The following is a 14,775-nucleotide window of genomic DNA, read 5'->3' as shown; positions in this document are numbered from 1 at the left end:
GAGGGATCATCAGACTACACGGGATTCTCCGCCTTGACGGCGTTCTCTTCCGAATTGGCTCTACTTTTTTCCCGTTGACTCCCATTTCCCGCCATAGTGATCAGAATCTTCTTATTCAAGTTCTGTCCCGAGTGCGAGGCAAACAGCGACTTTATGGTCGGATTCCAGGCGGATTGATTTCCTTCATCGAGCAATTTAACATCATCCACATTCGGCATCTCCTTCAAGAGGCTGAAAATGGGGAGAGGCTTACCCAAAGATACGCTGATGGCACTCCCGGTGTTCCATGAGCCGGATGTTTGGATTATTTTGATGTTCAGAGTGTTTTCCAGGTACCGTGTTACGCTCAATAGCTGTGCGACATTTACCGGTGGCGCAATAGCTATTTCCACTTTCCCGTCAAATAGTTCCGGCAACTTCTCCTCGAATGCCGGCTGTTCCTGGGATTGGCGCATTGTCTCCCGAGAAGCTTCTTCTGCCTCTTGTTTCCGTTTTCTGATTTCCTCTTCTGCCCTTTCTTCAGCCTCTATTTGGGCTTTGCTCAAAATCTGGCGGGCCTGCTTTCGGGCCTCTTTCTTCAGCTCTTTTGCCTCTTCCTGGGCTTCGTCCTCTGCCTCTATTCTGGCATTATCGATAATCTGCTGCGCTTGCTTTCGGGCACGTTCCCTCAGCTCTTTGGCTTCTGCCTCAGCTTCAGCTCTGATTCTTGCCGCCTCCCTTTCCGCTTCACTTCCAGTGTTTTCGGGGCGAGAACCAGATGGCGGTTCCAGCTTTGCAGCAGACATTGCTTCCATTTGTGCCTTATTGATAATTTCCTGCGCTTGCTTCTGGGCCTCTTCAATCAATCGCCTGGCCTCAGCTTCAATCTGGGCTTTCATCCTGGCGAGTTGTTCCTCTCCTTCGGCCTTTGCATTGGCAGGATGATCAACGGATATATCTTTATGTCCTGATTCGGTTACTTTCTTAGCAGCGGCATCATTGCTTATTACTAATTCCCCGTCCAGCTGTTTTTGTATCTCCGCCAGGTAGTTGAAAGGAGATTGTTCAGTAAAATCGATCTGTCCTTCAACTGGTTCTGTTTGCGCTGCTGCGTCGTTCTTGATTTGCTGCCGGGTCTCGGTGATCTTTTGCGCCAGGTATTTGTCTATATCCTCCCTAGCCTGGATTTTGTCTTGCATGACTCTATTAACGGCTTCAGCCTCTATCTCAATTGCCTTTTGTCTTGCTTGCTGAAGAAGTTCGGCGGATTTCATTCTGGCCTCTTCCTCGGCATTTAATCTGGCTTTACTGATAATCTCCTGCGCCTGTTGTCTGGCATCCTCAATCACCTTATCGGCCTCTAATTCGGCTTTTCTCTTAACCTTTGAACAAGCCTCTTCCGCTTCTGATTCGGCTTCCATTTGCGCCTTGTTGACAGCTTGCCGTGCGCGTCTCTCCGCGTCCTCTTTCAATCGCATGGCCTCAAGTTCGGCCTCTTTCCTGATTCTTGAGGCTTCTTCTTCCGCATGCGCCTCAATCTCTTTTCTGGTTTTCGAAGCTTCCTCTCTTGCTTTCGCCTCCGCTTCTCTTCTGATGCGTCGGGCTTCGTCTCCCGCCCTTACAGCAGCCTCCTTTTGAGCGCTGTCAATAATCTCTTGGGCTTGTCTGGCACCCGTTTCCTTTAGCGCTTCAGCTTCTGCCTCAGCTGTCTGTTTGATGAGCAGCGCTTCCTCTGCGGCCTTCAGTGCTGCTTCCTTTTGCGCTTCAGTAATAATATCCTGAGCCTGTTTTTCGGCAATTTCTTGCAGACTTGCCGCTTCGGCTTTTGCTTTCGCCAGTATTCTTGAGACGCTGCCCTCACCCTCTATTTCAGCTTCCTTCTTTGCTTTACTGATGAATTCACGCGCCTGCCTCCGGGCCTCTTTGCGCAGTTCATCGGCCTCAGCCGCCGCCTCTTCTCTGATGCGCAAACCTTCTGCCTCAGCCTGCACACCGGCTTCCCTCTGCGCTCTGGCCATAATTACCTGCGCCTGCTTCTCGGCAGCCTTTTTGGTTCCTTCGGCCTCCGCTTCAGCCTTCTTCAGAATCCTTGCGCTTTCCTCTTTCGCTTTCTTCTCCGCTTCCTCGCGCTCTTTGCCGATAATCGCCTCGGCCTGCGCCTCCGCGGCCTCCATCAGTCCAGCCACCTTGGCCTGAGCTTCTTCCCTGAGCCTTAAACCTTCCTCCTCGGCCCTGAGCTTGGCTTCAAGTTGCGCTTGCCAAATAATCTCCTCGGATTGCTTCTCGGCTGTTTCCCTTATTCGCTGAGCCTCCAGTTCGGTCCGCTCTCTAACTTTTAATAATTCTTTCTCCGCCTCTGATTCGGCTTCCCGGTTCGCTTTGTTGATAATTTCACGTGCTTGTTTCCGGGCCTCTTTGCGCAGCTCATCCGCTTCACCTGCAGCCCTCTCCCTGATCCCCAAAGCCTCTTCCTCGGCTTTCACAGCGGCTTCTCTTTGCGCTTTGGAGACGATCGACTGCGCCTGTTTCTCGGCAGCCTCTCGGATTCCTTTGGCTTCCGCTTCCGCCTTGCTCAGAATCCTTGAGCTTTCCTCTCCCGTTTTCTTCTCTGCTTCTTCGCGCTCTTGGCGAATAATCTCCTCCGCCTGCTCTTCAGCAGCCGCCATGAGCTTACGCGCCTTTACCTCCGCCTCTTCCCTGATGCTTAATGCTTCCGCTTCAGCCCTCAGCTCAGCCTCTCTTTGCGCTTTGCTGATGATTTCCTGGGATTGCCTCCCGGCGTTTTCCCTTATACTCTGAGCCTCCTGTTCGGACTGTTCTCTAACTCTCGATGATTCCTTCTCCGCTTCTAATTCGGCTCTCTGGTTTGCCTTGCCGATAATTTCACGCGCTTGTAACCGGGCCTCTTTGCGCAATTCATCAGCCTCAGCCGCCGCCTCTTCTCTGATGCGCAAAGCTTCTTCCTCAGCCTTCACACCAGCTTCCCTTTGCGCTCTGGCCATAATTGACTGCGCCTGCTTCTCGGCAGCCTTTCTGGTTCCTTCGGCCTCCGCCTCAGCCTTCTTCAGAATCCTTGAGCTTTCCTCTTTCGCCTTCTTCTCCGCTTCCTCGCGCTCTTGGCGGATAATCGCCTCGGCCTGCTCCTCCGCGGACGCGATCAGTTTGGCCGCCTTTGCCTGAGCTTCTTCCCTCAGTTTTAACCCTTCCTCTTCTGCCCTGATCTCAGCTTCCCTTTGCGCCTTGCGGATAAGCTCCTCAGCTTGTCTTTGGGCACCCTCCCTTATATCCTGAGCATCGATCTCCGCCTTCTGTCTAACCCTCGATATTTCCTCTTCGGAGGCTATCGCAGCTTCCTGGTTTGCATTGCTGATGAGTTCACGCGCCTGCTTCCGGCCCTCTTTGCGCAGTTCATCGGCCTCAGCCGCTGCCTCTTCTCTGATGCGCAAAGCCTCTGCCTCTGCCTTCACCCCGGCTTCCCTTTGCGCTTGGGCCACAATTGCCTGCGCCTGCTTCTCGGCTGCCTCTCTGATCTCTTCGGCTTGCCCTTCAGCCTTGTTCAGAATCCTTGAGCTTTCCTCTCTCGCTTTCCTCTCTGCTTCTTGGCGCTCTAGGCCGATAATCGTCGAGGCCTGCTCCTCCGCGGCCTCGATCAGCTTGGCCGCCTTTGCCTGAGCTTCTTCCCTGAGCCTCAAAGACTCCTCTTCTGCCCTTATCTCAGCTTCAATTTGCGCTTTACTGATAATGGCTTCGGCTTGATCTTCGGCACTCTCCTTTATCCTCCGCGCCTCAAGTTCAGCCTTTTCTCTAACTCTTGATAATTCTTTCTCTGCCTCGGCTTCCGCCTCCTGATTTGCTCTGCTGATAATCTCACGCGCCTGCTTCCGGCTCTCTCTACGCAGCTCATCAGCCTCAGCTTCAGCCTCCTGTCTGATACGCAAAGCCTCGTCCTCAGCCTTCGCGCTGGCTTCCCTTTGCGCTTTAGCCACAATCGCCTGCGCCTGCTTCTCGGCAGCTTCCCTCACGCTCCTGGCTGCAATTTCAGCCTCTTCCTGTATCTTCGCGGCCAGGCCAATCCTCGATGAAACCCCTTTGGCATCTTCCACCGCCCTGTCCGCCAGCATCTGAAGAAGGTTGAGATGGCTGACCGACATCGGAGTATCCGTGCTCGGGGTTATCTCGGGCCTTTCTCTGGTATTGATACTTCCTACGGCCGGGCCTCGGCTGTCTTCAATCAATGCCCGACCCACAGATTGAGTCTCCGTACTGATCTGTGCGACTTCTTTCAATATCTGATCCGCATCTCTGCAAGTCTGGCGCGCAGTTTCCCCGGACTGCTTTTCACTATCGTCTCCATGCGCATTGACAAAAGCCATGGCTTCTGCCTTGATTTCTGCTAATTCCTCTTCAGCCTTCAGCTCAGCTTCCCTTTGTGCTTTGCTGATAATGGCTTCGGCTTGCTTTTGGGCGCTTTCCCTTATCCTCCGTCCCTCAAGCTCAGCCCTTTCTCTAACTCTTGATAATTCCTTCTCTGCCTCGGCTTCCGCTTCATGGTTTGCGCTGCTGACGATCTCACGCGCTTGCCTCCGAGCCTCTTTGCGCAATTCATCGACCTCAGTTGAGGCCTCTTCTCTGATACGCAAAGCTTCTTCCTCAGCCTTCACGCCGGCTTCCCTTTGTGCTTTGGCCACAATCGCCTGCGCCCGCATCTCGGCCGCTTCCCTGATGCCCTCAGCTTCCGCTTCTGCATTCCTCAGAATCCTTGACCTTTCCTCTTTCGCTTTCTTCTCAGCTTCTTCGCGCTCTTTGCCAATAATCGCCTCGGCCTGTCCCTCCGCAGCCTCCATCAGTTTGGTTGCCTTTGCCTGGGCTTCTTCTCTGAGCCTCACTACTTCCGCCTCTACCCTGATCTCAGCTTCTCTTTGCGCCTGGCTGATCATCGCCTCGGCCTGCTTTTGGGCACTTTCTCGTATGCCCTGAGCATCCAGTTCTGCCTTCTCTCTGATATGTAAAGCCTCTGTTGAGGCCTTTGCCTCAGCCTCCATTCTCGCCTTGGCGGCCACATCCTGGATATGTTTCTCGGCTGCCTCTTTAAGATTGCTGGCCTCTGTCTCGGCTCTTCTCCTGATTCTTGATGTTTCCTCTTCTGCCTTCAGTTCAGCCTCTATTTGAGCCTCTTCACGCGCTTTTTTAATGATTTCCTGAACATGATTTTCAGCCTCTTCCCGGATACCGGCCGCTTCCACTTCCGCCCCTTGCGTGATACTTAAGGCTTGTTCGCTCGCACTGACTCTGGCTTCCTCACGGGCTTTGCTGATAATCTCCCTGGCCTGCGCTTCAGCAGTTCTTCTAAGCTCAAGTGCCTGCGCCCCAGCCTCTTCCCTAATCCTCGAAGTCTCTTCCTCTGCTTGCAGTTCAGCTTCTAATTGGGCTTCTTCACGCGCTTTATCGATAATTTCCCGAACATGCTTTTCAGCCTCTTCTCTGATCGCGGCCGCTTCCACCTCAGCCCCTCTCGTGATGATTAAAACCTGCTCCTCCGCCCTAACTCTGGCTTCCTCACGCGCGTTGCTGATAATCTCCTCGGCCTGCTTTTCGGCAGCTTTTTTGAGCATACCGGCCTCTGCCTCAGCCTCTTTCCTGACTCTTGATGCTTCTTCCTGCGCCTTCGCTTCCGCCTCTCTTTGCGCTTTAGCTACAATTTCCTTGATGTGCTTCTCGGCACCGGCTCTACGTTCAGTGGCCGCTATCTCGGCCTGCTTTTTAATTCTTGATGTTTCCTCTTCTGCCTTCAGTTCAGCCTCTATTTGAGCCTCTTCACGCGCTTTATCAATGATACCTTGGGCCTGCCGCTCGGCACGCTGCCTGATGGCTTCAGCTTCCGCTTCTGCCTTCTTTTTGACACTCAAGGCCACTTCTTCTGCCTTCACCTTCGCTTCCTCACGCGCGTTACTAACAATCTTCTGAGCCTCTTCCTCAGCATCTTTTCTGAGCCTATGCGCTTCAGAATCAGCCTCTCTCTTGATTCTGGATGCTTCCTCTAGAATTTTCGATTTGTCTATACCAGATGGATTCTCGTTGACCCCGGGATTCAGCCCGCGAGCATCTTCGTTTGTCTTCCGAGACTCTGACGCATCAGGCGCCTTCCCTGCCAAGTCCCGCAACCGCTGCCCTAGCTCTGCACTGGTGATCTCTTTTGGCTTCTTGTCGAGATGCGACACGTCACCCAAGTCGGTCTCTATTCGCCTTCTTGGAAGATCACTCCGACCAGTAGCGGCCGGGTGGTTTCCAGATTGAGCTAACGGCCCACTCGTGACGGGACGCGATTCAGGAATCTTGTCTTTCTTCCATATCGCCATTAGATTCTCACACAGTCTGGTAGTACTGGATCAAAGACACTTTCTTTGCCTTAATGGTAAATAAACGGTTAAATTTTAGTAAATATTAGGTAGAGATGGTCGTACGTATATGTTATGCTCCACCTGCCAGACAGTAAATAGCGCAAAAGTAATGCCTTGAATTGCTTTGGGTAAATCTGAACACATGGCACTTATGAGTAGCTCCGAACAGGACGAATTGACTACAGTCACCATGCGGCTTTTGCCAACATTTACCCAAAGTTAGGACGGACAGATGAACATTTGAAAAAGGCCTGACTGAATGGGGCCGTTCGATCATAGGAGTCCCCTCAGGGATTGCAGGATAAGAGTAAATAGACTTTCTCCCAGTAACCTATTGCCACTTCCGGCCAGGCAAAGCTTCCGCGCTCCATTTAGCCCTGGTCGATGTCGATATCCAGCCATATTGCATGGCCATAACAACAGCATGGGTTCGATCGCTGGCGCCAAGTTTACTCATTATGGAAGTCATGTGATTTTTGATCGTCTGTTCGCTGATTCCAAGAGCATGAGCTATCTGCTTATTCCCATATCCACATGCCACATAGCTAAGGACCTCGGCTTCCCGTTCCGTAATGATTCCGTCTTTTGATTCTACTACTCTTCCCTTCAACAACAAATCCTGAAAGTGTCTTAAAACACGCCCCAAAACAAGTGGATTGGATCGAAGGGTCTCAGCCACAAGGAGTTCACCTTGAGCAATTCGTCTGATGGTGTCAACCAGTTCGACGGCTTCAATGTCTTTGCTCAAATATGCTGATGCGCCAGAAGTAGTCGCCTGGGCGAGTTCATGGTCGTTGAAATCGGGGGACATGACAACAGCTAAACTGCCCGGCATTTCCTGGGCAATCCGGCGGGTGAGGGTGATTCCGGAAAGAAGCGGCCTGTTCACATCGATCAGGACTACCTGAGGCGTCACTGCCCCAATCTGATCGAAAGCTTCTGCATCACTATCGGATTCCCCCAGAACCTCGATATCCATCTCCCGCGCCAACGCGGCGCAAACACCCTGGCGAAAGAACTTGTTTCGATCGATAAGGAATATGCCGATTTTGCCTGAGCAATTTCCATGACTGTTACCGTTCATCACATCACCTCTCCATCATAAGGAGTACAGACCATTCCTCTGATACTATCGTAAACGGTTAAGCCCGCCCTCAGCCATAGTGTAAGACCCACAATAAGAAGGGGTACACCTGAATTTCTTGGTAGGGCTACCACTAACTGCTACCAAAACACTCTCGGATTTGAGAAAACTGCGAAGATTATTGTCAACAACTGGTTTTACCCAAGCTTTACTCAGACTTTACCTAAACTTAACCCAGATTTCCGGCGGCGAGACATATAATACAAACAGGCACCAAGGTTCCCCCAACTAAATCTACTTATCAGGACAAAATGAGCAAGCTGAATTTCGTAGAACAACACATTATTGACTGCATACGGGCAGCAATGGTTGAAGCGCGCGGTGAGGAGCAGAAGGCAGCCCGATTGCGCGCGCAGGGCAAATTACGCCTGGTGTGCATGTCGGATGAAGAGATATGGGAGCTGGCGAATCGAACCTGCTGCCCCCCAAGAAGACCGGCTGAAGACGCCTACTACGATATCAAGCAAACAATCGCAGAATATAGGGCAACCACCGATGAGTGGCTTGGCAAAGCCTTTGGCGGAATATCGTCGGGCTCATCAAGATGAACCTCCTCCAAGTAAACCCTCCGATAAAAGACGGGTTCTATTCTACTTCCCTCTGCCGATGAGATTTGCTATACTAACACTCACGTCAGATGGGATATCATCGCTATGGAGTTTAGGACCGTTATCGGACTGGAGGTTCATGCCCAACTCTTAACTGAGAGCAAGATGTTCTGCCGGTGCAGCACCAACTACATAAATTCCTCGCCCAATACCCACGTTTGCCCTGTCTGTCTGGGCATGCCCGGAGCCTTACCCACTATCAATCGCCAAGCAGTTGAGTATACCATCATGACTGCCCTGGCTCTCAACTGCACCATTCCCGGTTTCACCAAATTCGACCGCAAGAACTATCCCTATCCCGACTTGATGAAGGGCTATCAGATTTCCCAGTACGATATGCCGCTTTCGCATGACGGCTGGGTGGAAATCGAAGTCCACGGACAGAAAAAGAGGGCCGGAATTACCCGGGTCCATCTTGAAGAGGATGTAGCCAAGCTGTTGCATCGCACGGACTCATCGGGGGAAACCTACAGCCTGATGGATGTAAATCGGGCCGGAATGCCGCTGATGGAGATCGTGGGCGAACCCGATCTCAGCTCAGCGGAGGAGGCCCGAATCTATCTGATGAAGCTGCACACCTATTTACGCTACTTGAGAGTCTGCACGGGCAACATGGAAGAAGGCAGCTTCCGATGCGATGCCAATATCAGCCAGCGAAGCAGTGACGGGCAAAAGTCTTTCCCCAAAGTGGAAGTCAAGAACATGAACAGTTTCAAGTCGGTCTACTCCGCCCTGAAATATGAGGAGGAGCGACAGCGGAAAGTGATTTCAGAGGGTGGCAGGCTTGTTCAGGAAACGCGAGGCTGGGTCGATGATAAAGGAATCACCCTATCGCAGCGAAGCAAGGAGTATGCTCACGATTATCGCTATTTCCCGGAGCCTGATCTCCCCCCCCTATCATTGAGTTCCGAGTGGGTCGAAGGAATAAGGGCCAGACTTCCAGAGCTACCGGATGCGAGGCGAGACCGGTTTGTGATACAATACAAGCTATCAGATTACGATGCCGATCTTCTAACGAGTTCCAGAGAGTTTGCCGACTATTTTGAATCGGCCGTAGGGATCGCTTCGCCGGAGCAGTTATCCAAAGGGCGAGCCAAGACAATCGCCAACTGGATGAGCGGGGAATTCCTGAAGCTTCTGAATATAGCGGGGGCAGAAATCAGCCAATCCAGGATCACACCGCACCAGTTGAACGGCATGCTGGATGCAATCGATCAAGGAACTTTGAGCACCACCTTGGCCAAGCAGGTCTTCGGGGAGATGTTCAGCACCGGCAAATCGGCGTCTCAAATTGTGGTGGAAAAAGGGCTCACTCAAATCAGCGGGGCCGAAGAGATTGACCGGATAATCGATCAGGTATTGAGAGATAATCCCAAAGCGGTGAGTGATTTCAAGGAAGGCAAAGAGCAGTCGCTGAAGTTCCTGGTGGGACAGATAATGAAGAACACCAAAGGTCGGGCCAAGCCGGACCTCGTGAATAAACTACTCAAGGAAAAGCTAAGATGAGTTCAACCATCCAAATCGCAGAGATCATCATTTCCATAACCCTCATCCTCGTTATCCTGATTCAGGCAAAAGGTTCCGGAGGATTGGGCGGGATATTCGGCGGAGCAGAAAGCTCCGGGTTCCGGACGCGGCGGGGCATTGAGCAAACACTCTTCAGATTCACAATCGTACTGGCGGTGATCTTCGTGGCTGTCGCGGCAATCAGCACCAGAGTGGGCTTGTAGCACTTCCGACCTTCACCCCTTTACTGCCATGAGAGGATATACCTCCTGTCCTCGATACGCTCTGTAAACGATATGCGTAAAAATCATGGGCAATATTATCACCCTCATCAGTGATTTTGGCACACGCGACGCCTATGTCGGTGCGATGAAAGGTGTGATCCTGGGCATCAATCCCGCCGCCAGAGTCATCGACATCACGCATGAAATCGAACCCCAAAATATCTCTCAGGCGGCCTATATTCTCAATAGCGTTCATCACTACTTCCCCGAAGGCACCGTCCATTTGGTGGTAGTGGACCCCAGTGTGGGAAGCGATCGGAGGGCCATCATTCTAAGAACCGACAAAGCCCTCTTTGTTGCTCCTGACAACGGCGTTCTGAGTTATGTAAGCGGGGACATGATCGAAGCAGCTGTCATCACCAATTCCCACTTCTGGCTCAAACCAGTCAGTGCCACTTTCCATGGGCGGGATATTTTCGCACCCGTGGCAGCCCATCTCTCACTCGGCAATCCCTTGTATGACTTTGGCGCCGGCACTTCCTCACTGGTTGTGCTGCCTTCTCTTCAGCCCAAAATCGAAGGGGATGGCACTATCATCGGAAAGGTCGTGCATATTGACCATTTCGGCAATCTGATCACCAACATGAAGCAGAGTGATCTCCCGGAAGCAGTCCTTCAGATCGAAGTAAAAGGCCATGTTATTCAAGGCTTGAGTTCGTCCTATGCCAAGGGCAGCGAATTGCTGGCATTGATCGAGAGTAATGGATTTCTGGAGATCGCACTCCAGAATGGAAATGCGGCAGCACTATTGGCAGCCAGAGTAGGCGATCAAGTCCGCGTCAGGCAGGCAAGCGGATATCTATAGATCAGGTTCGCTCAAGGCACTTGACATTGTATTCCGCAGAAGTGATAATGGTTAGCGGTCTTTGCTCTTTGGGCAGGGATCAAACACTCCCCGATAGCTCAGCGGTAGAGCGGGCGGCTGTTAACCGCTAGGTCGTAGGTTCGAATCCTACTCGGGGAGCCATTCTTCAAAAAGTGCCTCATGGGTCGCGCAAGCGCCTGAGCAAAATCGCGAGAATCCCCTCCCTTATGGTGATTGTCTGCCCCGTCGAGAAATTATTGCCCACGAGTGAAATGGACGGCTAATCGGCCCGCTCTCACGTTCAAAGCAAAGCTGACAATATAGAAATAATTCTATTTGCAACCTTTCGTACTATGGCAAACCCCAACATTCTGGTGATTGCACATGCTAAGTTTTGTGGGTTATCCTAAACCAGCCCTCTCAACTTTCAGCCTCGTATCATTCCACAGTGCCGGAGAAAGGAGGCTCCCAAGAAATCATGAATATTGCTTGGTCGGCGACGGACTTTGACATGGCGTCTCTGTCAACACAAGATGAGCCTAAAGGAACGCCGAGTTTCCAGAAACCCTCAGACACCGATTGGGGGGTTGAGAGCAATGTAGACATGGCCGATGATAATGCCCGGAAATACACCGAGGCGGAAGAGGCAGCATTGAAGCTTGTGGGGGTGTTACATCAGCTTCGCACGCAGGCCACATCGTACGAAACCGCAACTAAAACACTCAATGGTATTAGGCAGCACCTGATAGGTCTAATTCAATCTGCAGCAAAGACCGCATATGAAAGTCAGAAGGCATTACAGGTGATTTGCGAGAATGGTGGACCTGAAACCCTCAAACGCCTTTCAGAACTGGAAGCCAAAATGACTAAGGAATTTGTCTCTGTATCGAAGCGCTCACGGAACCTGAATATTCTCATTCGTGTGACCCTTGCCTGCGCAGTCTCATCAACCATCATAAGCCTATTGGTTTTGGCCAAATAGACTTATCCCCGACAAGCTGGGACAGCCTGAGGCTTTTAAGCTTGGTTATCGGAGAGGAGCTAAATGAACTCTTCCAGTAATCCGGCACACGTCATCGGGTCAAGGGGGCGCTGAACCAGAGGCCCTCGCTGCAACGCCGGAATCCGCGATTCGAAGGGCGTCTTTTCCTCAAGATAGATCACGCCGATAGGTATCCGCTCTCCCCACTCCTGGGCCTTCTCAAAGCCAGCGGCCTTGCCGGTTGGCTGGTAACCGTTTTCTTCCACCTTGTATACCCTTTGTTTGTACCAGGCAAATGTGTTCAGATGGTTGAAGGAGATGCAGGGTTGCAGCACATCGATAAGGGCAAATCCTTTGTACTCAATGCCGCGAACGATAAGTTTAGAGAGGTGCTCGATATCCCCCGCAAACCCCCTAGCCACAAACCCGGCGCCCAGAGCGATGGCCACTGCCAGTGGATTAAAGGACGGATCGGCCCCTTGCGGTGTGGTCTTGGTCACAAAACCGAAGTCACTGGTCGGAGATGCCTGGCCTTTGGTCAAAGCGTAGACCTGATTGTTGTGGACAATATAGGTGATATCATGATTGCGGCGAACGGTGTGAATGAAGTGATTCCCGCCCTCTGCATAGCCATCTCCGTCCCCTCCCACAGCGATCACCTTCAGATCGGGATTGGCCATTTTCGCCCCGATAGCCACCGGCAATGCTCTCCCGTGGAGGGAATTGAATACGTTGACATTGATATAATGCGGCAACTTACCGGCCTGCCCGATACCGGAGACCATCAACACCTGATGCGGATCGATCTGTAACTCAACCAGGGCCTTTTGAACTGCGGAAAGAATGCCAAAATTGCCGCATCCCGGACACCACGCCGGTTTGCCTCCTGCATAATCTTGCATCGCTATCATCACTTTATCTCCTTCTTCAGCCAGTCAACGATGAGTCCGGGAGAGAATGGCCGTCCATCGAACTTAAGTATGTTGCCGCTGGCCTTGATCCCGGTTTGAGCCCGGATCAGATCAGCCATTTGGCCGGAGGCATTGCTCTCGATGACAAAACACCGCTGGCTCCCTTTGAGCATGCCGGACACTGCCTCCGAGGGGAACGGCCAGATTTCACTCAAATGCAGATGGTTGACGCTGATACCTTCGTCTCGCAGGATATCCACAGCCTCTTTGATTGCTCCGCAGGTGCTCCCCCATCCAACCAGGGTGAAATCCGCTTTGGGTGGCCCATAGACTGTTGGTGAACTGATCTCCCGCCTGAGACCCTCGATCTTCCGCAGGTGCTTGAGCATCATTTGGGTACGGGTTTCGGCATCCTCGATCATATGACCATCCTCACCGTGAGCATCAGAGTCGGCCACTACCAAAGCGCTTCCGCCCGGCAGCGCTCGGGGCGAAATACCTGACGGGGTGATCCGATACCGCTTGTACTCTCCTGGATCGACTAATTCTTTCTCCGAAAGCAATTCTCCTCTTTCGATCTTCACTCTGGAGAGATCGAATTTTCCCAGCGTTGTATAGCAACTGGCCAGGTGCTGATCGGTGAGCAAAATGACTGGCAACTGGTATCTCTCCGCCAGGTTGAATGCTCTGATAGTGAGCCAGAAACATTCCTCGATAGTAGACGGAGCTAGAACAACCCGTGGGAAATCCCCGTGCGAGGCATGGAGCGCAAATTGAAGATCGCCCTGCTCGGTCCGGGTGGGAAATCCGATCGCCGGACCGGCGCGCTGAGCTTCAACGATCACCAACGGCGTTTCCGTCATGCCGGCCAAGCCTAGCCCCTCAGCCATCAGACAGAAACCTCCGCCCGATGTAACCGTCATAGACCTGGCACCTGCGAAACTGGCCCCGATGGCCATATGAACAGCAGCGATTTCGTCCTCCGGCTGGATGACTACCAGACCCAGGTCCTTGGCTTTGCCTGCCAGATATTCCATGATCGATGTCGCAGGAGTCATCGGATACGCCGAAAGGAAGGTGCATCCGGCGGCAATCGCTCCCAGCGCAATGGCCTCATTGCCATTGACCAGCATCCTGTCAGGCCCTGCCGATGGAGAAATCACGGGCCGGGGTTCTGCAGTCTTCTGAAGAGCGTGAGTATATCCTGATTTTGCTGCCGCGACGTTTTTTTCTGCGGAACTACTCCCGAGGTGGGAAAAGTGCTCCCGAAGCACCTGGGCCAGCGGTTCAAAATCATAGCCACCCACGGCAATAGCAGCTCCGATGGCTACAGAATTGGCCATCAGCTTATCGGAAGCCGACTCTTCAGCAAGGCGTTGCAGGGGAATATCCAGCGTCTTTGGTCCTTTCCTTTGCAGGGTCAGTTTATCGTGGTCAAAAATAGCAGTACTTTCAGCTTTCAACTCCTGTTGATGGAGATCGATGGTCTGCTGGTCCAGGGCTATGAGGACATCGATCTTTTCTGCCAGGGCATGAGTCTCTTTATCTCCGGCTCTCAATCGATAGAAGTTGTGCCCTCCCCTTACCCGCGATTCGTAGTCCTGATCCGCAAACACATGAAGCCTGTGCCGCGCCAAGGTCTTGGCCAGCACAAACCCCACCGTTTGCACCCCCTGCCCTGCCTCGCCACCAACCATGAAATTTACATCAACAGGCATTTTCTCTCCTAGTCAATGAAGATGACCCCGTTGAACTCAACAAGGATGGCTATCTCCATAAGCTCAGAATCTGATGATACTTGACTCCATATTAAGATCCCAGGTAATCAGAAAGTATCCGTATTGATACTTATTTTACCGGCTGGAAGCACGTAGTTTTGCGGAGTCGAGTCGCCCACTTCTTCACTCGCCCATCCATATTCGGTTGAATTTATGGAACCTCTGATCAAGTCCGTCGAAAAATAAATTCAGCGGAATTCCCTCAATAAAATAACGTCGAAGTGTGGGTTTTCCGTGGTTCCGCTCTCTGAATAACCCCTTTTCAGGGGAAATCCTGTCTGCTTGGGCAGACTACGCCCTAATCATCAGCAAGTCCTTGCGAACCATGTATAAGTTGGCCAGAGCGAATAGGCTGAACACTTGAGCCGCATTTTTTGCCA

The 14,775-nt window shown here is 52.1% G+C and carries 9 protein-coding genes and 1 tRNA gene; 6 read left to right on the top strand and 4 right to left on the bottom strand.

The genetic code is table 11. From position 1 onward, the window contains the following. Nucleotides 1–14: 14 nt before the first annotated feature. Together PHV74_06195 and PHV74_06190 are read right to left on the bottom strand one after the other, a co-directional pair. The gene (locus PHV74_06195) at nucleotides 15–6,335 is read right to left on the bottom strand and encodes a hypothetical protein (GenBank protein ID MDD5093953.1); all 6,321 of its coding nucleotides are present in this window, start codon (nucleotides 6,333–6,335) and stop codon (nucleotides 15–17) included. Between the two features lie 373 nt (nucleotides 6,336–6,708). Further along, entirely contained in the window at nucleotides 6,709–7,461 is a 753-nt protein-coding gene (locus PHV74_06190) for a response regulator transcription factor (protein ID MDD5093952.1), read from the bottom strand. Nucleotides 7,462–7,772: 311 nt separating this feature from the next. Here PHV74_06190 and PHV74_06185 point away from each other — a divergent pair, with 311 nt between their 5' ends. From PHV74_06185 to PHV74_06160, 6 genes are all read left to right on the top strand, one after another. Continuing rightward, nucleotides 7,773–8,069, top strand: coding sequence for a hypothetical protein (locus PHV74_06185; protein MDD5093951.1), 297 nt, complete (start codon nucleotides 7,773–7,775; stop codon nucleotides 8,067–8,069). 105 nt (nucleotides 8,070–8,174) lie between these two features. Next, nucleotides 8,175–9,635, top strand: coding sequence for an Asp-tRNA(Asn)/Glu-tRNA(Gln) amidotransferase subunit GatB (gene gatB / locus PHV74_06180; GenBank protein MDD5093950.1), 1,461 nt, complete (start codon nucleotides 8,175–8,177; stop codon nucleotides 9,633–9,635). Further along, nucleotides 9,632–9,859, top strand: coding sequence for a preprotein translocase subunit SecG (gene secG / locus PHV74_06175; GenBank protein ID MDD5093949.1), 228 nt, complete (start codon nucleotides 9,632–9,634; stop codon nucleotides 9,857–9,859). Before gatB ends, secG begins: the two co-directional genes overlap by 4 nt. Nucleotides 9,860–9,944: 85 nt before the next feature. Next, on the top strand, nucleotides 9,945–10,724 hold the full coding sequence (locus PHV74_06170) for an SAM-dependent chlorinase/fluorinase (protein MDD5093948.1): 780 nt from the start codon (nucleotides 9,945–9,947) through the stop codon (nucleotides 10,722–10,724). Between the two features lie 87 nt (nucleotides 10,725–10,811). After that, nucleotides 10,812–10,886, top strand: a tRNA-Asn gene (locus PHV74_06165). Nucleotides 10,887–11,202: 316 nt separating this feature from the next. Then, nucleotides 11,203–11,706 carry a hypothetical protein gene (locus PHV74_06160; GenBank protein MDD5093947.1) on the top strand — a complete coding sequence of 168 codons (504 nt, stop codon included), beginning with the start codon at nucleotides 11,203–11,205 and terminating at the stop codon, nucleotides 11,704–11,706. A 59-nt stretch (nucleotides 11,707–11,765) separates the two neighbouring features. Here the strand turns inward: PHV74_06160 and PHV74_06155 are convergent, their stop codons facing one another. Further along, a complete protein-coding gene (locus tag PHV74_06155) occupies nucleotides 11,766–12,617 on the bottom strand; it encodes a 2-oxoacid:ferredoxin oxidoreductase subunit beta (protein ID MDD5093946.1) in 852 nt (283 codons plus the stop codon). Next, the gene (locus PHV74_06150; GenBank protein MDD5093945.1) at nucleotides 12,617–14,335 is read right to left on the bottom strand and encodes a 2-oxoacid:acceptor oxidoreductase subunit alpha; all 1,719 of its coding nucleotides are present in this window, start codon (nucleotides 14,333–14,335) and stop codon (nucleotides 12,617–12,619) included. Before PHV74_06150 ends, PHV74_06155 begins: the two co-directional genes overlap by 1 nt. Nucleotides 14,336–14,775 lie beyond the last annotated feature (440 nt).

This window comes from Dehalococcoidia bacterium (assembly GCA_028711995.1).
GTDB lineage: Bacteria > Chloroflexota > Dehalococcoidia > SZUA-161 > SpSt-899 > JAQTRE01.
This window is presented reverse-complemented; position numbering and strand designations above follow the sequence as displayed.